Genomic DNA, 19,358 nt, shown 5'->3' with positions numbered 1-19,358 from the left:
GTAATTAGCACAGGTGCCTAGCGTTACATTTTTAATTCGGTGTTTTTCCGTTGATGCGCTAATTACCAAAAACAAGTGACACATTATTGCCACCAAACGCAAACGAGTTGGATAAACAAAAGCGTATTTTACCAGAAGAATTCGATGCTGCGAGTCTAATTGGCGAAAGTTTTTCATCCAGTTCCGCTACGGGGTAATTGGCAGGAATAATCTCGCCTTTATTGAAATCACTTAGTAGCAACCAACAGATCCCCGCTTCCAATGCCCCAGCCGCACCAAGCGTATGACCGGTAACACCTTTGGTTGAACTCACTAAACAATCAAAACCAAGAGTATGAATGGCATTCGCTTCCATTTCATCGTTTTTCGGTGTGCCGGTACCATGGGCGTTAATGTAACCAATCTCTTTGGCATCGATACCTGCGTCTTGCAAGGCTTTCGTCATGCTTGCAATCGCACCACGGCCAGACGGTTCAGGCGCTGAAACATGATACGCATCAGAGCTTTCACCTGCACCACATAAACGCACAGTAGCAGGCTGTTTACTCATCACAAAAAGTGCCGCTGCCTCGCCAATATTAATACCATCACGCTCGCTGTGAAACGGTTTACAGTATTCAGCTGCGGTCGATTCAAGCGCTTTAAAACCATTTAAGGTCATTTTACATAAACTATCTACGCCGCCACAAAGCACCACATCTGCGATACCCGATTCAATTAAACCGCGCGCACTGACTAATGCTTTACCGCTTGAGCTACAGGCTGTTGAAATGGTGTAACAAGGGCCACTCGCACCCGTAATATGCGCTAAATATTCACTTGGCGCGTGTAATTCTTGCTGACGATAATTAAAATGCGCTGGGTAATCACCCGCATCTGTAAATTGCTGATAGGCGCTTTCGCCTTCACTAATAGCGCTAGTGCTGGTGCCTAAAACAATGGCAATACGTTGTTTTTCAAATTGTTTTGTTAGCGCTGAAAATGTTTGCTCAATTTGTTTGAACGCGGTTAACAACAATTGATTATTGCGCGTATTAAAATGTGGTTCGCAAATTTCTGGTAACGTTGCGCTTACAGCACCGACAAAAAATTCAGTTCCGTCATTGCCCGGTTTATCAAATTTGGTCAGTAATTGCGGCGGTGATAATTCACTGTTTGACAGTGCTGCCATCACACTTTGCTTACTGTCGCCTAGGCTACAAACAAGCCCTAAGTCATTTAAACCGATTGCCATATTAGTTTATCTCTTCGATAGTGATTGTGTAGTGACGACGCATGTGGGTAATTGTCGTAGTGGTGTCTGTGTAGCGAATGCGCATTACCTCGCCATTTAGGTCGCTAATAATGCGTGCGTCTTGCTGCTGCGTAATGGATGCACCAAGTAGCCCTTGCTTTACATTTGTAAGCGGCCATGTTGCCAATTGCATATCGGCTAGCATATGGCTTGGGTACAAATTAATGCCGGGTAAATGGTTTTCAACGTGATAATTACCGTCTTTGAACAGCGATAATGAGAATAAACTTATTCCTTGCGCTGTTAGCGCAACTAAATTGAGTTGCTGCTCGGAACGTTCGCTTTGTAACAACAAGGTATTTTCCTCATCACCCCGTGTTACTGTGACCAATTGCAATGCAGACATTTTTGGCCAACTTTCAGGTACTGCTTGTAATTTATAGTGAATTTCGTGATCAAGCGACACCGTATCAATACGGTGTGCACTTGAACAACCTACTACCAATAAACACAGTATTAGTAAGGTTACTGATACTCTTTGCATAACTTCGCTAATACATCTAAACGACGCTCGCTATGCGCAACGTATGGATTACTTGTATCCCACGCATAACCAGCAAGAATTGAGCATACCATTTGTCTGATTTGCGGATCTTGCTCTTTATGGAAGATAACGTCTTGGAAACGACCGTCATACCACGCGGTAACAAAGGTTTTAAAGCAATCAACACCTTGCTTAAGCGGATCTGCATATTGTGTAGCAAGATCTACTTCTTTGCCATCGAGCAAATCATTTACCACAGGTGCAATTAAACACGCAGAGCGAAGTGCAATGGTTACGCCACTTGAAAATACAGGATCTAGGAACTCACCAGCATTGCCTAACAGTGCAAAACGCTCGCCATGTAAACGTGTTACGTCCGCTGAATAGCCTTTAATTTGGCGCGCAGGTGCAATCGCTTTGGCATTTTTTAGTAATTGAGATAAGTTGGGTACTTGATTGATATAATCAAACAAAATCTCTTGGTGTTCGCGCTCAGCTGCCACAACTTTTTCAGGCTCAATTACTACACCAATACTTGCCGTACCATCTGAAAATGGAATTAACCAATACCACACATCTGAATGCTCTGGATGAACAGTAATTAGAATTTTATTGCGATCAAAGTTAGCATCATCAATATTGTCTTCAACATGCGTGAAATAAGAACTGCGCACCGGGAATTTTGACGGTTTTTCTAAATCGAGTAAACGCGGTAACACGCGACCAAAGCCGCTTGCGTCTAATACAAATTTTGCCTCAACCGTGTAGGTTTCACCGCTTTGGTCAATCACAATTAAACGCATAAAATCTGCGTGTTCAGTCACTTCAATTACAGTATGACGATAACGAATTGTAACCCCTTGCTGCGCTGCACCATCGGCAAGTAATTTATCAAAGTCTGCACGTTTTACTTGAAACGTAGTACCCGGTCCTTCGGTAAATTTATCGGTAAAGTCGAAAAAGGTGTGTTCGCCTGATTTTTCAAATGCGGCACCATTTTTAAACTGAAAGCCAAGTGCATCCGCTTGTGAATTTAAACTATCAACTAAGCCAGCTTCAGCTAAATAGGTCATGCACTGAGGTAATAAGCTCTCGCCAATTGAAAAGCGTGGGAATGTTTCACGCTCAAGCACGACAACCTTTTTTCCTTGTTTATTTAATAAACTACTTGCAACTGCGCCTGAAGGACCTGCACCAATTACAACTACATCAACTTTTTCTACCTTCATTTCCTTTCCTTGACAATACAGGGAGCCAATAGGTAAAGGCTCACTAACCCGATAACTAAGGTTAAACCAAAACTAAAAACAGCCGGTGTTTTACTCAATATTAATATGCCAAACACCAAACATGATGAACATAATGATAAACTTATTGCCTGCAAGTTACTTTGGCACAAGCCTTTACTACGATAAAAAATTAGATAATCAATTGCCAGCGCTAAAATTAAAATTGTTGCGAGGTAATTAAATAAATTCACCGCACCTTGTATCCAACTCGAGAGTAACAATGCACACAGCGTCACTAAACCAATGATTAGCCCTGACAATAACGCCGTAACCAAGTCAAAACGCAGTGCCATAACGAGCATTGCAACCACTGCACTTAATGCCATAAGTCCCATTACTGTAGAGCGATAATGACCTAATGCATCTGAAATTTCTTGACGTTTATCAAGTAAATGCAAGAAATCTCCATGTTCGTTTAATAATTCATTCAGGGTATCACTCGTTAATGTGTCAACATTAAACCAAAGCACCGCATTGTGCACATCTTCAAACACTAAATGAAGCGGTAACAGCTGCTTAAGTGGCGACTGTTTAAATTCGCTCACCGTTAATGGCGAATATTGCTCAACCCCCACATTAATACCAAGCGAATTACTCACCTCAGTATAGTGACCCGCCACTACTTTATTTTGTAGTAAGGTGTAGGTAGTTTGCTGCGCATTTAGTGACGGCAAGTAATTTGCCAAACTGTTTACTTCAACCTGATTGGCGTTTTTTTCCAACCATTTAACTACCGTCTCTTGTTTTTCAAGCGCCGACTGCATGGAGTCAGCAGTCAATAAAAAGTGGTGCTTATTACTTTGGCCAAGTAAAGTGAGGTTAAACATTTCATTATGTTTAAGTGTCTCACTTGTATTACTCAAAACAGCCACGTCATCTTGATGCACAATCGGTTTTACTAAAAAGCCAAGGGAGAAAAATACAACTAATACTGCCAATAACTTCGCTTTTTCACGGTTCAATAGCATTAACACATTCGCCCAAGCAATACGCGGTTTTTTAAGCTTAAGATCAAGCGCATACTGACAAAAAAGAGAAAACACAAGCGCACCAAGCAGACCAAAAATCATAAACACTGCGACTTGTTGTAATAAGGCCATTGGTGAAAAGCTATAAAGTGCATAACCTGCGGCAGTTGTTACAAAGCCAAGAACCAAGCTCGTTGTAATAGTGTTTTTTTCCGCGCACAGCACATGGAATAAGTAATCTATGGCGACGCCAATTAAGGTCACTGAAAACACTAAACCAATCAATTCAATGTTATCGAATACTAATACCAGCGCGGCCATACCCCAAATGCAGGCGTTTGAAATTGTCACCAGCATCAGCCCAATAACAATTAAATTTCTAAAAAATACGAGTACAAGCAACACCACTGCAACCAAGCTAATAATGCCAAATGTCGAAATTTCGTATTCTGCTTGTTGCGCATTTTCACTGCCATGAAAGGCAAAGCCTGAGAAATAAATCCGGCTGTTATATTCAGCCTCAAACTGGCTAATTAAACCGGTAATTTGTTGCGTTAATGCGATATTTTGCGAAAAGTCTGCGCCGTTTTCAGTTAGCATAAAACGCGCAAGATAAAAGGTTTTGTGCGCGTCATCCGCGGCAAAAATCTGTTGTTGCGACCGTGACAGCTGAACTTTAAACAAGCCATCTTGCTGCCCCATACTGCCCGTATGCGACACGCCATTTAGAAAACTTGCCAATGCTAATGTTGGGTCGCTCGATAGCGAGCTTGCACTTAAAGTACTGTCTGGCTTGGTTAATTCTGCCAAAGTGTAATTGAGTAATTCACTGGGTTCTGACAGTTGGCTAGGATAACTGCTCGACATTAAACTGCCTGGATAACGGGAGTAAAACGCCACCACTTCGTCGAGCTTAATATCAGGTGGTGGTATGTAAGTCAGCGCAGCATTTTTCTCTAGCCTTTGCTTAAACGCCAGTAACGCGTGTTTGTTGCCACTACTAAACACCAGCTGCCCTGATGAGCGCTGCTGTATAATTGCCTTCGCTTGCGTAATCGCAGGAGACGTAATTACATCAGATTGTGGCACCACTGCTAAAATATCACTGCTAAACTGTGTGTCGCCGCTGGTAAACTGCTTTGCGATAATTGCACAAAACAACGCAGCAATCACAACAAAGGCAAGCGTGATGGAAATTCTGTGAGAATTCAACTTAATTAGCCGCGGCATAGGTTAAATTGATCTCAGTGGTATGCCCCGCTTGCTCACTGAGCACAATTCGCGAGATGGTGCCTGTTCCACACAGTTTTACCGCACTAAACACTTGGTCAAGCGGCTCATTTGCCGACAAGTTTATGCAATTATCTGCCACCGATTGAACCTGTAAATAGTCAGACAACTTAACCGGATCTTGCAATAACAAGGCTTGTAGCAGCGGAATATAAAGATCAGCATTCGTCATTTGGCTTTCATTTCCGCGATGATCTTTGCTGTAAATGCCTTGTTCATCCATGCGGATTGTTGAAGCAATCGGTGTTTTTTGCTGCCACACAAAGCCGCTTTGATCGGCACTAAAGCTACCAGCGGAAACAATACTGTTTTTTAACACTTTAATTTTTTTGTGTTGCTCAAATTGTCCACTAACCTTGCTCTGATTAACAAGCTTTAGCTCACTAAACGCATCAACAAGCGTGGTATTTGCGTTTGCAAAAAACGCCACAAACGCAATACAAACTAACAATGCGCTACGCATCTAACACCTTTGATAGTTTTTCAATCAGTGCTGGCGGGCTCACATACTGCATTTCACCATCACTAATGCCCACCGCAACCTGAACCGAATAACCTTTTGTAAGCTTTTCGCCAGTTTCTTTACAGCTGATCACATAATCAATTTTTATGCGGTTTTCGTATTCTTTTAAATACGCAGTTACTACAATCACTTGGCGAAAACGCGCAGGTTTGATGTATTTACAACGCATATCGATGATCGGCCACATAAAGCCAGAGGCTGCCATTTCATCATAATCGTAATCAAACAAGCGCAACAGTTCACAACGTGCTACCTCAAAGTAACGGGCATAGTTACCATGCCACACCACTTGCATTGGGTCGCAATCGTGGAACGGTACATCAATTTCAACCTGCGTAGTTAATAGCGCATCTCGACTATTCATATAACTTCCATTTCTGCTGTTGAATTGCATCGACTGTGTCACGCAAAGTACGCTCAAGCGGGCGGTCTTCATCAAGATTCGGGAAATAACCAGTAATGTCTTGATACATTTCGGTTAATCCATTGGCAAGACTGTCGGCATCAACTTCGCCGCGCTCTTTACGAATACGTAATGCTTGAATTGACGCTAACAACGTACTTGCTAATACTTGCTCTGTTAATTGAATAACGCGCAGTGCGTCACGCGCTGCAATGGTGCCCATGCTCACTTTATCTTGGTTATGACATTCAGTAGAACGAGAGAATACACTTGCCGGCATTGTTAGTTTTAACGCTTCAGCAGTATATGCAGATGCGCCAATTTGCACAGCTTTAAAACCATGGTTAATGTACTGACGCTCTGGGTCGCCATTTGATAAGTTACTTGGCAAGCCATTGTTAAACTTACTATCAACTAATGACGCAATTTGACGGTCGGCTAAATCAGCTAAGTTAGCAACCGCCGTTTTCAGCGTATCCATTGCCATTGCAATATGGCCACCGTAAAAATGACCTCCGTGCAACACGTGTTCACCAATACCATCAATAATTGGGTTATCGTTTGCCGAGTTTAGCTCGTTTTCAATTAACTGACGTAACCAAGGTAAGGTATCTGCTAGCACGCCAATAATGTGCGGCGCACAGCGAATAGAATAACGGTCTTGTAGACGGTCGGCATTGCGCGGGTGAGTATGATAATTTAGGTCGTCACGGATCCAAGCCGCCACTTGTTGTTGCCCTGCATGCGGTTTTACCGAGAATAAAATATCATCGAAATGGTGTGAATTTCCCATTAACCCTAAGCTCGCAAGTGACGTAAGGCGAGTCGCAAGTTTGACAAGGTATTCGGCGCGGTCGTAAGCAAGACATGCAAGAGCTGTCATCACCGCCGTACCATTCATAATCGCCAAGCCTTCTTTAGGTCTTAACGTAAGCGGCGTTAGGTTGAGGGCTTTCATCACATCGCCACTATTTGCCACTTCACCATTAAAATACACATCGCGTTCGCCAACTAAGGCACCGGCAACGTATGAAAGTGGGGTTAAATCACCACTTGCGCCCACTGAACCTTCTTGTGGAATAACAGGCACAACATCGTGGTTTAGGTATTCTTTTAACAGCGTCAGCATATCCCAGCTAACACCCGAGTAACCTTGTGCTAAAGAGTTTAATCGGGTCGCGAGTATTGCGCGGCCCTGCTCTTTCGAAAATACATCGCCTAAACCACAGCCGTGAAAACGCGTTAAATGCAGTGGTAATTCATTTACTAGCGATAGGGGTACGGCGCGCGTTACGGAATCGCCGTATCCAGTTGTTACACCGTAAATTACTCCGTCTTCTGCGAGTAATTTATCTAAAAAGGCAACGCCTGCGTCAATGCGTTGAGTAAATCCGGTATCATTCGACAGCTTAGCCTGTGTGTGTCCTTTTGCTATCGCGACAATATCTTCAATTGAAAGCGGTCCTTGGCCGAATGTCAGTGGCCCTGTTTGCTGTTGATTAATCACTTCTTACTCCGAACTAATCTCGGCTGACTTTACTGTCGTCAGTCCAAAAATCATAAAAATTAAACCATTGGTAAGGATACTGACTCGCAAAAAAACTCAGACGATCTGAAAAATGCTGAATTGTTGTTTGTAGATCCTGCTGTCGTGTTTTACGGCTAAACTTTAACTTATCCGCAACTTTTTCAAAAATAACTAAATAGCGGTTATGCGCTTTTAAACAAAATAAATAATACACCGGGCATTCGAGTAAACTCGCAAGAATAAATGGCCCTTGTGAAAACGGTGCTGGTTTACCCATGAAATTACAATAGTTTACCCTGCCAGCGACGCTTGAGCTAGTGCGGTCACCAACAATCACTATTACTTCGCCATCATCAATTTTTTGTTTCAGTAAAATCGCCAAGGTTGGGCTCATGTCCGTAACTTGGATGAGATTTACTTTGGCATCGGCATTGATTTGTTGCAGCACCTTATTAAATTCAACTGCATGATGGGTAAACACTAAAACGTTTATAGTTACTGCGTAACGGCCTTGACTGAGCGCCCTACATACTTCCAAATTACCTAAATGAGAGCCAATGAAAATGGCGCCTTGCTTACTTTTTTGTAATTCAGCAAATTCTTCATGATTTTGATATTGAATGGCGTCGAGTGAGATTTTGCCAAGCCACGCGTCAATTTTATCAAACGCTGAATCAGCAAATTTGCAAAAATGTTTTAACCCTTGCCAAAAACCAGCTTTGACTGGCTGATTGTTATGCTGAGCCACTTGGTTTAAAAACGCGATGCTCGCCGCACGTTGCGTTTTACCTGTGCAGTAAAAATAAAACACCACGGGAAACAACATTAACCACAATACACGACGCCCAACCAAGCGATAAAAGCCCAGTAAAATGCGCATGCCAAGCAAGGTACCACGCTCTTGCATTGTCGACCAATGTTTAGCCACGCAGTTTTCTCCAAAGCAGTAATGGAATGCGTGGTAACATGCCGAAAAACAAGCGTGTGTGCATCCAGCTGATTAGCACGTTATCTTCAAATGCGCGAAAGTGTGAGCTACCGCCTTCTGGGTAGATAACTTTCGTTGGCATAAACCGACTTGGCATACCACGCCAGAATAGGCGCACCATGATTTCAATATCAAAATCCATGCGCTTGCCAAGCTGCTTATCACGCAGCAGTGCCGCCGTTTCTTTCACTGGATAACAGCGAAAGCCACACATTGAATCTTTTATACTGAACGATAAGGTTTCAATCCACACCCAAAAATGAGTAATGTAACGACTGTATAAACGCACTTTCGGTACAGATTCATCATATATGGGCTGGCCGCTTATGACGCTGTCGGGATACTTTTTGCCAAGGTAGATTAAGGTTTGAATATCGGTTAGGTCGTGTTGACCGTCGGCATCAACTTGTATTGCGTGGCTATAACCCAATTTATCGGCGGTTAGTAAACCCGTTTGTACCGCGCCACCTTTGCCCTGATTTTCACTGTGTTCAATCAACGTTAATAACGGAAACTGAGACTCACATTGACGCATGACAGCGCTCGCATCCGCTGTTGAACCGTCATTTACCATAATAATCGGTAAATCGAGGGCACTTAACTCCGTTAGAACCGATTCAATCACAGCAACATGATTATAATTTGGAATAACAATACACGCGTGCATAATGTTAGCTGTGCACCACTACGCGGCCAGATGAATGCTGACCATGTTCTGAGTGAAAACTAAAGGTAAATTTGTTGTCGTTTTTCTTGGTGAGAGTCAGCTCAACCTCTGAATTTGCAACAATCACCACTTGAAACTTCAATACTTCTACAGAATCAACCAGCGCAGAACTTAGCGAAAAGTATTGCTGTGCGTATTTTACTGCCCAATCTAACTGTACAACACCGGCTAAAATCGGTGCTTGTGGAAAGTGACCGTTAAAATAATCTAAACTACCGTCAACCCAAAGAGTGAGTTTTACCGTATCGTCTTGCTCTTCAACGGCGCGTACTTCTGGTAATGATTCTTGTAACTTAGTCAAATAACTTCTCCAATTCTGCAAATACGTATTTACCTTGGCTGTTAACTGGCAACTCATCCACATAACGAAATTTACGTGGCATGCACACCGCCTCAAACTGCCCAGCAAGTACTTGCTTTAAGCGCTTATTGAGCGCTAGTTTACCGTTTTTATTCAATTCGCCAAGCCCAGCGGCAGACAATTGTGCAACTAATCCAAGTTGCTGGCGAAATCCTTGCGTTAACAAAACCACTTTACACTGGGTAATCGCACTATCCTCGCTTAATACACGCTCAAGTGCATCTAAATTAACGCGTTTTTCTTCAAGTTTAATGGTGCGGTCTAAGCGGCCTGACAAACTAAAGCGCCCGTCTTCTAAAATCTCACCACAATCTTGAGTGACAAACATTGCATCATCAAAATAAGGCGATTTAACTGCCAGCTGCTGCTGATGCTTTGATACCGTTATACCGTCAAAGCACTGCCATGGTTCAGTTTTAAACTCAGAGACTTGGCGATACGCAATGCCGCCCGTTTCAGTGCTGCCATATATTTGCGTCGCCGCAACGCCCAATTGCTGAAACAAGGTCACTGCACTGTTGTCGCTAAGCGGTCCGCCTGATGAAAATACTCCCGCAATATTGTGTTTAACTGAAACACATACATTGTCGCGTATAAGGCGGTCAATAAATGCGGGACTGGTAATAATAACCGAAGGCTGTGTCGCGACTAACGCGCGTAATTGTTCAGGAAATTCAACAAATGTGAGGTTTACTGTGTAATTAGCACGTAACGGCCAAAATAATTTAAATAGCAGTCCATAAATGTGCTGATGAGATACCGTCGCAACGATTTGGCAATCAGAATCAAATTCAAAGGTATTACACAAATTTGTAAGCTCAGCATTAATATGCTGCCAAGACTTTACCACAGGCTTACCGTAACCTGTTGAGCCCGACGTATAAAATGTAAGTTTTCCAGATTCTGGCAGCATTAACGCATTGGCAGATTGCTGTAACGATTCCGTGAAACTAAGGGAGTCAAGCGAAAGGTGTTTGTCGCCACTAAATTCATCTACCAACACATAGTCAGCATTTTCACTGGCGATCTGGATATTCTCTGGCTGTCCGTTGGCTGGAAATATAACATCAAAACCTGCATGTGCGGCCGCGAGCAAACGTACCAAAAACACATCACTTGCAGCATGGTATAACACCAAAGACTGCGCACCGGTTTGCTGTTTAAACAAGCGTAATTGATTGGCAAGTGCCGTTACCGCATTAGCACAGATATCTCTATCTAAAATCGAAGGGCTGGTTGTATGCATACTAATTTAATGCTCAAGCTCATGACGCTGCTTTACAACATGACGAACAAGTAACTCACCTGCCATTAGTACGCCCATTAAAATGTACGCAATCAATCCGTTGTATAGCGTCCAAAGCGCAATATCTCCAAGGTATATGGTGTAACATGCAAGTGCAATATTAATGCTAAAGAATAGGCACCACACTTTGGTGACATTTCGCGTATAAGCAATAACATGTTCTGGTAATGTTACATTTTGCTTGTCTTTGCTTTTACGTTTTTCATCGAGTAGCGCAAAGGTTTCTATCACCGTAGGCCCTTTGAACAATGAATACGCAAACGTGACAAGCATAGTGCCTGATATAAGCACAGGGTAAAACAAAGTAACCTTGCTGTTATCAAGTAACCACGCCAATGCAACACATACGCTGCCTAATACCGTTGCCGGTAAAAGCCATGGCATGGTGCTACTGGCCGCCCGTGTAAATACATAGCGACCAACAATGGCGATGAGTAAAACAGGTGCAATACTGGAAATACTCGCATACTGCAGGCCAAAATAAATAAGCACTGGGTAGGCCAGTAATAATACAATGAATACTGTATTCAGTATTGCTTTTATCATGTGTTTTACGCTGAAACCAACTTGCTTACTTCGTTTACCACATCTTCTACAGTGCGTACTTGCTTAAACGCTTCAGGATCAATCTTTTGCCCTGTGATTTCACGCAATTTCACTACCAGATCAACGGCATCAATACTGTCGAGATCTAAATCTTGATAAAGGTTTGCCTCAAGCGAAATATCGTCTTGATCTATTTCAAATTCTTCCACCAAGATATCAGTTAATACTGCGAAGATTTCTTGTTGTGTTTTCATACCCTACCCGCTGTTATGCGTTTTGTTCAATAAACGCTGCTAACGCATCAACCGATGCAAAATGCTGCTTTGTTTCTTCTGAGTTTGCGTCAATTTTAATATCAAACTCTTTTTTAATCGCTAGGCCAAGCTCTAGCGCATCAATGCTATCAAGGCCCAAACCATCAATAAAAAGTGGTTCGCTGTCGTTAATATCATCAACGGTAATATCTTCTAAATCTAATGATTCAATAATGAGCTTCTTGATTTTAATTTTTAAATCACTCATAGCTATCTAATTCTCCTTGAAAAAATGCCTGCATATCGCGCGTAAAACTACGCGCATGCTGCGTCAATTTCGACGCTTCAAAACTGGGTAATTGCAATTGTTGTTTCGTCATTGCGAGATCAAATTTAGCCTGCGTAGGCGCCACTTCGTACCACATTTCTGACTTGGTTAACGTTGACGGTGCAACATGAATTAACACCGAAACGATATCAGCACGACAGCGCAGTGCGATATTTGCCGCGCCTCGTTTAAATTTTAACGCTTGACCAGGTGTCGTACGAGTGCCCTCGGGAAACACGATCAAGTTATTTCCCGCAGCAAGTGATGCTGCACAATCCGTTAGTAAGCCCTCAGGGCTTTCATTGCTTATATAACCGGTGGATTTTATCACACCTCGCATAAATGGGTTACTAAATAAATGTGCTTTAACAACACAATCTGCATTGGGAATAAGTGAAATAAGTACCACAACATCAATCAAGGTCGGGTGATTAGCAAGTACTAACTTGCCTGTTAAATTGGCAAATTTAGTTCGATCAGCAATAGTGAATTTAAAGATTCCTAATGCGCCCATTAAGCCAACAAAAAACTTAAACAGCAAATGCACTGTATAGCGCGCTGCTTTTCGGCGTTTTTCTTCATCACGATAAATAAGGTACTGAATAGGCAATACAATTAGCGGAACTAGCAATCCACCTAAACCAAACACCGCAAAACAAAAACCGGTTGCGACAATGCGCCAGCAGCGTCCTAGCTTAGTTAACAAGGCGTTACCTCATCAATATGCAAGTGCCATGCACTTTGACTACCGAGCACAAGCGTGTCGTTAGTTTTGTTTGTCGCTAAAAATTCCACAAACTGTTTTGCCTGTAACGGTGTATTGTTAGGCGTATCGCTAGGAGTTAACGACAGCGTAATACCCTGTTCATTGTCTTTAGATACGACAAATGCACACGCCAAATCACAACTATTCACATCGTCAAATCGTGCATAATCGTCTGGTAGTGGTTGATCGCAATACACAACGAGTACTTCGGATATATTCGGGTTATTTAACTGAATGCTTGCTTCAATTAATGCCATCAGCAGGGTGTTCTCGCCAGCCGCGATACTGTTCATTGGCTGTTGATTATTCGTCAAAATCGAATAAAGTCCAATGACTGCATTATGAACAGATAGGCCAAACGATGTTGGGCTGATCACTTCTTGGTGAGCTAAATCTTTTAAAATACTTGATGTACGGTGAAAGTCGCCATGTTGCGATGCAAATACAACGGGCATCGATTCTGCACCACTTTTCTCGGCGCTATTTGCTGCAACAAACAACGCCATTTTTGCATAGTGGCTAAGTCGTCGGCGCTGCATTGCTGGAACCCAATCCAATTGTGGGCTTTTGCTCATTGGATCAAACATTTCAATTTTTGCGTTGGCGAGCTGTGCTTCGTCCTTAGCTTTACACCAATAATTAAAATGTGAGAGCACCATTTTCATGTGATGTGCGTCCATGTTGTTTGAAAATGAGGCGAAACTATAAAAAAACTGCGCTAAAGAAGCAATGCTAAAACGTAAGAATGTTAAATTTATGCGTACTTTAGACTATTTTTAACTCAAATAACTGTATTTAACGACATGTTAATAGCATGTTTCAGTTAGCGGATACTGAATTTGACAGCGTACTCATAATAAAATGAATAAAACTTGGCTCTTTCAACACCCCTGCATGTGATGCATTAAAGCCCATCATTTGATTTGCTTCACGCTGAATATTAAGCGGGATTTGACTGGCTAATGACACAACGCCATCATCACTTACACCGTCTTGATAGGAAAATACCAAAGCATAATTAATTTCTGGCTGCAGTGTCTGAGTATGCAGCTGATTAACATAGTCACTGTTAGTTGCAACATCACGCCATGAGTTAATTACAAGGGGCGAACTTTCAACCCCTTTTCGGGCACTTTGCATACCCAACAACGGACTGTTTACCGTAATGAAATGGTTAATTTTATAGTCACGTGCATGACCTTGATGACTTAGTGCGTAACCTCGGGTAATAAGCCCACCCATGCTGTGTGCTAACACCGAAACCGCATCAAAACCGTAACGTTTTTGCATAACCTCAATGCTTTCTAGCAGATAGTCTTTAACCAAATGCAGTCCTACGCCACTTGGGTAATACAATATCCACACTTGATAGTTAGAATCTTCAAGCGCCGCAACTAAAGCGGAAAATTCGCGCGGGTTGCCCATCATGCCGTGCACTAGAATAAGCGGCTCTTTTTTAGCGTTATACGGAGACAACATAAATAAACCAGACTCCACTTGTGCAAGAAAATCAAGCGGCCGCCAAAATCCCATATCAACATTATGGGCATCAAACATAGCGTGCTCTAAATTCGCTAACTTGCCGATATTATTAATATTGTAATTATCACTGTATTGAACCGCATACCCTTTTTTTACAGGCTTTGCGAAGTGAATTGATTTAGCTTTGTATTTGGCTTTATCGTTAAGCGTAATTGCTTGTAACATGCCAACCGAGTCAACATAAGCAACGCCTGTTTCACTATCGTCGTAGGTCAAATTGTGATTACTGTCTTGGTATACAGCAACGTAATAAGTGCCTGGTTTTAGGTAGAATTTAAACTGCCCGCTGCTATCAAGTAGTTTCTGATTCTCAATAGAGAAGGTGTTGTCGTTACGGCTTAATACAGCAACTACGAGTTCGCCACCATCTGCATTAGATTGATAATCAACTCGGCCATTTATTTCAGCAACACTATCGAGTAATTGAGATTGTTGTTTAGCCTGGCGAAAATGCTGACAGCCAATTAAGCTCAAAACACAGCAAAGCCGTAAAATATGTTTCATCGAATTCCCTTCGTGCTAGTCACACGTAACTTACCTGTTTATAAATATCTTATTATCACAATCAGCAAAGGCGCAACATCTGTTTGATATTTGTGCTGTTACATCATGTGTAGCGCAATAAACTTGCGATAAACGTGATCGTACCCCCTTTTGTTAACGATTAATTACATCAACTTATTGCAATAATTACGACTATAGTTGAATAATGTACCGTCGTTAGTCAAATTTAACTAATTATGCCCGTAGTATTTGCTTGTTTGTTATTTTTCCCGCTCTTCTTATATGCCAATACCGAATTTGAGCAGATTTTTGATGATCACACTGCTGTGATGCTGTTGATTGAACCAAAATCAGGGAAAATTGTAAAAGCCAATCAGGCTGCGGCGGATTTTTATGGCTACAGCTCGCAAACACTGCAAAGCAAAACCATTCAAGAAATTAACTTATTCACCGCAGAGCAAGTCGCAGAAGAGCGTAAAAACGCCCACCGACAAAAGCGTAACTATTTTATCTTTCGCCATCAAACTGCAACGGGTGACATTAAAACCGTTGAAGTTTATTCAATACCCATTGAGTTTCATGGTGCAACGCTGCTTTATTCGGTCATTAAAGATATTTCCACACAACGACAATATCAAAGCGAAATTTGGCAATACCAAAAAAACTTAGAACAAATGGTTGATAGCCAAGTTGCGATTATTAAGACCAAAAACAATAAAATACATGCCATTTACATTGCAGGTTTAGTGGTACTAATTACGCTTGCACTGTTTTTAACCTATTTGCTACGCATCACCCGAAAAGCGCAAAAATACAGTATCAAACTCAGTCAAATAGTAGAGCAAAGCCCTTCCGCAATTATCACAACTGACCTACAGGGTTACATTGATTATCAAAATAAGCACTCTGAAAGTGCACTTTTTGCAAAATTATCATCAAGTAAACGAAGCTTATTTGATGAATTACGTGATTTAACGCAACTTCGCGACGAATTTGATAACGCTATTAGCACCAATACCCCTTGGGTTGACCGTATTAATCTAGGACAAGAGCAACACTGGTTACATGTACATCTTTATCCACTTATTAATAACCAGCAAAAAAAAGACGGCTATGTCCTTATTCTCAATGATATTTCAAAGCAAAAGCAGGATGAGAAACAGCTTAGACTCAGCTCTACTGTATTTCGTACCGCCAATGAAGCGGTAATGATTTGTGATAAAAATTATAGAATTCAAGCAGTAAATGAAGCCTTTACAGAAATCACAGGCTATCACAGTGACGAAGTGTTGAATAAGACACCTGATATACTGAGTTCCGACCTGCAAACTGAACCTTTTTACGCCAATATGCAACATCAGCTTGATGAAAATAACCAATGGCAAGGTGAAATTTGTAATCGTCGTAAAAACGGTGAGCTTTATTATGAATGGCTTTCAATCACCGCCCTTCGTGATAATAATGGTGAGATTGATGCATTTGTGGCACTGTTTAGCGACATCACAAAGCGGAAAACAGCAGAAAATAAAATTTACCAGCAAGCTAACTTCGACTCACTTACTGGACTTGCTAACCGCAACTTATTCTCAGATCGTTTTGAGCAAGCACTAAATAAAGCACAGCGTGAGCACTCATTTCTGGCGCTATTGTTCATCGACTTAGATGGCTTTAAACACGTAAACGATACCCTTGGCCATTCACAAGGCGATACCCTTTTACAGCAAACCGCAACGCGCCTGAGTAGTACATTACGTAAATCAGATACTATTTCTCGTTTGGGTGGAGATGAATTTGCGGTGCTTATCGCAAGCGATAATAATCAGTTTAAAGTTGACCGAGTCGCCCATAAAATTCAAGCAGCAATAGCCGCCCCTTATCAACTTGATAACGCTCAAGGATTTGTCTCTGCTAGCATCGGAATAACAACTTATCCGAATGACGGTAAAGACGTTGAAACACTGATGCGAAAAGCCGATAGCGCCATGTATAAAGCGAAAGCAAAAGGTAAAAATAACTTTCAATTTTTTACCGCCGAAATGGACGAAAAAGCACAAAAAAGGCGCACTCTTGAAGGCGAATTACGAACCGCAATCGATAACCAACAGTTTTTCATTGATTACCAACCAATTTTTGATGCTAAACATAATATTATTTATGCGTGTGAAGCATTAGTACGTTGGCATCACCCCACCAAAGGTCTTGTTTCACCTGACCAATTTATTGAACTTGCTGAAGAAATTGGAGTGATTGCCAATATTGGTGAGTTTGTTTTACAACAGGCCTGTGTTACCGCAGCAAAGTGGCAAGACGAATATAAAAATGCACCTGGTATCAGCGTAAACATTTCGACTATTCAATTCCAACGCGATGATTTTATTGCCACAATAAAAAGTACGCTTGAAGTTAGTGGCTTGCCAAGCAATAAGCTAATTTTAGAGATTACCGAAAGCTTACTCATTGAAAACGATAAAAAAACCATTGCCCAACTCACTATGTTAGCTAATTTAGGCGTAAAAATAGCCATCGATGATTTTGGCACTGGCTATTCATCGCTCAGCTATTTAAAGAAATTCCCGGTGCATAAACTCAAAATTGATAGAAGCTTCATCAAAGACGTTGAACATAACGCAGAAAGCCAAGCCCTTACCAAAGCCATTATTGCGATGAGTAAAAGCTTAAAACTTGAAGTAATTGCCGAAGGCGTTGAGCTCAATGCGCAGATGCACTGGTTAACCGCATCGGATTGCTCGCTAATTCAAGGCTATTGGTTTGCCAAGCCCGTTGATGCGTTAACGATTAAAGAGCTGCTCGCTGAGCACAACGGTTAGCATCCCCTTTCAGCTATACCACTGATTTATTTTGCCACGGCGCAAGTTTGCTCTGGCGTGTTACTTGGCGCTTTAACCAGCTTTTTATTAAATTCACGACGAATTAACAGGTGGCTGACCAAAGCTTGAATAAACACAGTAACAATTGAACAATACCAAATTTGTTCAATGTAAAAGTCGTCTTGATTCACTAAATAAATAACTGAAATCGCAAACAGTGACAAGCGCACAAAGGTGCTCAGTAAAGCGGGCCACGTATTTCCAAGCGCTTGAAACATGCCTGAAATAGCAAATACATAGCCAGCAGGAACAAAATTAAGGCCAACAAAACTCAAGAACGTTGCTGCAACTAACACCACATTGACATTGTCACTAAAACCGGTAACAAATAGCTCAGGTACCCATAAACACAGGACCATTAACATGCCCATTAATGAGCACGTTAAAAACGCGGTGATGTGAAAGGTTTCGTATACGCGTGAGATTTTCCGCGCTGCAAAATTTTGTCCAGCGATAGCAGGCGCAGCAAAGGCAATAGCCATAACCGGTAAAAATAGCGATTGCATAATACGCCCACCTAAACCAAAGCCGGCTTGTGCTTCAGCAGATACACGACTAAGCGCCCAATAAATTAACGACATGTACAAAAAGGTCAGTAAAAATTCGCCGCCCGACGGTAAACCAATATTAAGTACTTTGCGTATCGTTTTCGCTTTTAACGCAAACGATAACCAGCGCACTTGAAGATATTGCTCTTGTTTATTGAAATATCGCACCAAAAGCACAAACGATAGCAACATTGAAATACTGCTCGCCAGACCCGCACCAACGACACCGAGCTCAATGCCAAGCCCCCACCCCGTTATCAGAATAGGCGATAGAATAATGTTAGCGATAATACCAATCACCGAAATCGACATAACCGGTTTTACAATACCAGTACCGCGCAGCGCAGCACTTAATGCGGTAAATACAAACTGCAGCAGTAACGACGGTAAAAACCAATAAAAGTAACTCTCGGCTAATGCCTGTGTGGCAATGTCGGCGGTCATAAACGCAAAAAATACGTGACCAAATGCATAGCCTATCGCTGCACAAAACAGGGTGGCCCAATTGGCAAGCGCTAACGTTTGATTAAATACGTGACTGGCTTGGCGCTGTTTTTTGCGCCCGACCGCATGCGATACTAGTGTTGCACAACCAATATTGAGTACTTGCGTTAATGCCATAACAAAGAAAAACACACTTGATGCATTACTCACAGCGGCAATCGCGGCACTGCCTAGTTGACCAACAAAATACAAATCAACTAAGAAATACAGCGTTTGAATAAGCAGACCAATGGCGATTGGCACTGCCATTGAAATAATGTGTTTTGGAATGCTTCCTTTCGTAAGATCGTGCATAACTGCGCAACTTTCCTTTTAAA

The 19,358-nt window shown here is 41.9% G+C and carries 19 protein-coding genes; 1 reads left to right on the top strand and 18 read right to left on the bottom strand.

Annotated elements, in window-relative coordinates; genetic code table 11:
* Window positions 1-58: 58 nt before the first annotated feature.
* From ACHSBP_RS09030 to ACHSBP_RS08950, 17 genes are all read right to left on the bottom strand, one after another.
* On the bottom strand, window positions 59-1,234 hold the full coding sequence (locus ACHSBP_RS09030) for a beta-ketoacyl-ACP synthase (RefSeq protein ID WP_010559409.1): 1,176 nt from the start codon (window positions 1,232-1,234) through the stop codon (window positions 59-61).
* 1 nt (window position 1,235) lies between these two features.
* Complete coding sequence (locus ACHSBP_RS09025; protein WP_010559410.1) at window positions 1,236-1,778, bottom strand: DUF3261 domain-containing protein; 543 nt, start codon at window positions 1,776-1,778, stop codon at window positions 1,236-1,238.
* Window positions 1,760-3,007, bottom strand: coding sequence for an NAD(P)/FAD-dependent oxidoreductase (locus tag ACHSBP_RS09020; protein WP_010559411.1), 1,248 nt, complete (start codon window positions 3,005-3,007; stop codon window positions 1,760-1,762). The genes ACHSBP_RS09025 and ACHSBP_RS09020 overlap by 19 nt, the downstream gene beginning before the upstream one ends.
* Entirely contained in the window at window positions 3,004-5,247 is a 2,244-nt protein-coding gene (locus ACHSBP_RS09015; protein WP_395388647.1) for an MMPL family transporter, read from the bottom strand. The genes ACHSBP_RS09020 and ACHSBP_RS09015 overlap by 4 nt, the downstream gene beginning before the upstream one ends.
* A 1-nt stretch (window position 5,248) precedes the next feature.
* Window positions 5,249-5,788, bottom strand: a complete 540-nt coding sequence (locus ACHSBP_RS09010; protein ID WP_010559413.1) for an outer membrane lipoprotein carrier protein LolA — start codon at window positions 5,786-5,788, stop codon at window positions 5,249-5,251.
* Window positions 5,781-6,212 carry a thioesterase family protein gene (locus ACHSBP_RS09005; RefSeq protein WP_010559414.1) on the bottom strand — a complete coding sequence of 144 codons (432 nt, stop codon included), beginning with the start codon at window positions 6,210-6,212 and terminating at the stop codon, window positions 5,781-5,783. The genes ACHSBP_RS09010 and ACHSBP_RS09005 overlap by 8 nt, the downstream gene beginning before the upstream one ends.
* Window positions 6,205-7,758 (bottom strand): histidine ammonia-lyase, encoded by a 1,554-nt coding sequence (hutH, locus tag ACHSBP_RS09000; protein ID WP_010559415.1) that lies wholly within the window; start codon window positions 7,756-7,758, stop codon window positions 6,205-6,207. The genes ACHSBP_RS09005 and hutH overlap by 8 nt, the downstream gene beginning before the upstream one ends.
* Before the next feature lie 13 nt (window positions 7,759-7,771).
* A complete protein-coding gene (locus tag ACHSBP_RS08995; RefSeq protein ID WP_040641709.1) occupies window positions 7,772-8,686 on the bottom strand; it encodes an acyltransferase in 915 nt (304 codons plus the stop codon).
* Window positions 8,687-8,699: 13 nt separating this feature from the next.
* Window positions 8,700-9,434, bottom strand: coding sequence for a glycosyltransferase family 2 protein (locus ACHSBP_RS08990; protein ID WP_395388645.1), 735 nt, complete (start codon window positions 9,432-9,434; stop codon window positions 8,700-8,702).
* A gap of 4 nt (window positions 9,435-9,438) precedes the next feature.
* Window positions 9,439-9,795: a thioester dehydrase gene (locus tag ACHSBP_RS08985; protein ID WP_138628465.1), complete on the bottom strand. Its 357-nt coding sequence runs from the start codon at window positions 9,793-9,795 to the stop codon at window positions 9,439-9,441.
* The gene (locus ACHSBP_RS08980; RefSeq protein WP_395388643.1) at window positions 9,788-11,101 is read right to left on the bottom strand and encodes an AMP-binding protein; all 1,314 of its coding nucleotides are present in this window, start codon (window positions 11,099-11,101) and stop codon (window positions 9,788-9,790) included. Before ACHSBP_RS08980 ends, ACHSBP_RS08985 begins: the two co-directional genes overlap by 8 nt.
* A 6-nt stretch (window positions 11,102-11,107) precedes the next feature.
* The gene (locus tag ACHSBP_RS08975) at window positions 11,108-11,707 is read right to left on the bottom strand and encodes a hypothetical protein (protein WP_100914961.1); all 600 of its coding nucleotides are present in this window, start codon (window positions 11,705-11,707) and stop codon (window positions 11,108-11,110) included.
* A 5-nt stretch (window positions 11,708-11,712) separates the two neighbouring features.
* Complete coding sequence (locus ACHSBP_RS08970) at window positions 11,713-11,961, bottom strand: acyl carrier protein (protein ID WP_010559421.1); 249 nt, start codon at window positions 11,959-11,961, stop codon at window positions 11,713-11,715.
* A gap of 13 nt (window positions 11,962-11,974) precedes the next feature.
* The gene (locus tag ACHSBP_RS08965) at window positions 11,975-12,229 is read right to left on the bottom strand and encodes a phosphopantetheine-binding protein (protein ID WP_010559422.1); all 255 of its coding nucleotides are present in this window, start codon (window positions 12,227-12,229) and stop codon (window positions 11,975-11,977) included.
* A complete protein-coding gene (locus ACHSBP_RS08960) occupies window positions 12,222-12,995 on the bottom strand; it encodes a 1-acyl-sn-glycerol-3-phosphate acyltransferase (RefSeq protein WP_010559423.1) in 774 nt (257 codons plus the stop codon). The genes ACHSBP_RS08965 and ACHSBP_RS08960 overlap by 8 nt, the downstream gene beginning before the upstream one ends.
* Complete coding sequence (locus tag ACHSBP_RS08955; RefSeq protein ID WP_395388640.1) at window positions 12,989-13,720, bottom strand: beta-ketoacyl synthase chain length factor; 732 nt, start codon at window positions 13,718-13,720, stop codon at window positions 12,989-12,991. The genes ACHSBP_RS08960 and ACHSBP_RS08955 overlap by 7 nt, the downstream gene beginning before the upstream one ends.
* Before the next feature lie 154 nt (window positions 13,721-13,874).
* A complete protein-coding gene (locus tag ACHSBP_RS08950; protein ID WP_395388639.1) occupies window positions 13,875-15,101 on the bottom strand; it encodes a lipase family alpha/beta hydrolase in 1,227 nt (408 codons plus the stop codon).
* A 236-nt stretch (window positions 15,102-15,337) separates the two neighbouring features.
* On the opposite strand from ACHSBP_RS08950, the gene ACHSBP_RS08945 reads away from it, so the two are divergent.
* Entirely contained in the window at window positions 15,338-17,929 is a 2,592-nt protein-coding gene (locus tag ACHSBP_RS08945; protein ID WP_395388638.1) for an EAL domain-containing protein, read from the top strand.
* A gap of 26 nt (window positions 17,930-17,955) precedes the next feature.
* Here ACHSBP_RS08945 and ACHSBP_RS08940 read toward each other — a convergent pair whose 3' ends face one another.
* Window positions 17,956-19,335 carry an MATE family efflux transporter gene (locus ACHSBP_RS08940; protein ID WP_395388637.1) on the bottom strand — a complete coding sequence of 460 codons (1,380 nt, stop codon included), beginning with the start codon at window positions 19,333-19,335 and terminating at the stop codon, window positions 17,956-17,958.
* Window positions 19,336-19,358: the final 23 nt, after the last annotated feature.

The sequence above is a fragment of the Pseudoalteromonas sp. XMcav1-K genome (assembly GCF_044005875.1).
GTDB lineage: Bacteria > Pseudomonadota > Gammaproteobacteria > Enterobacterales > Alteromonadaceae > Pseudoalteromonas > Pseudoalteromonas spongiae.
The sequence above is the reverse complement of the archived record's forward strand: the minus strand, read 5'-3'. Positions and strand labels throughout refer to the sequence as shown.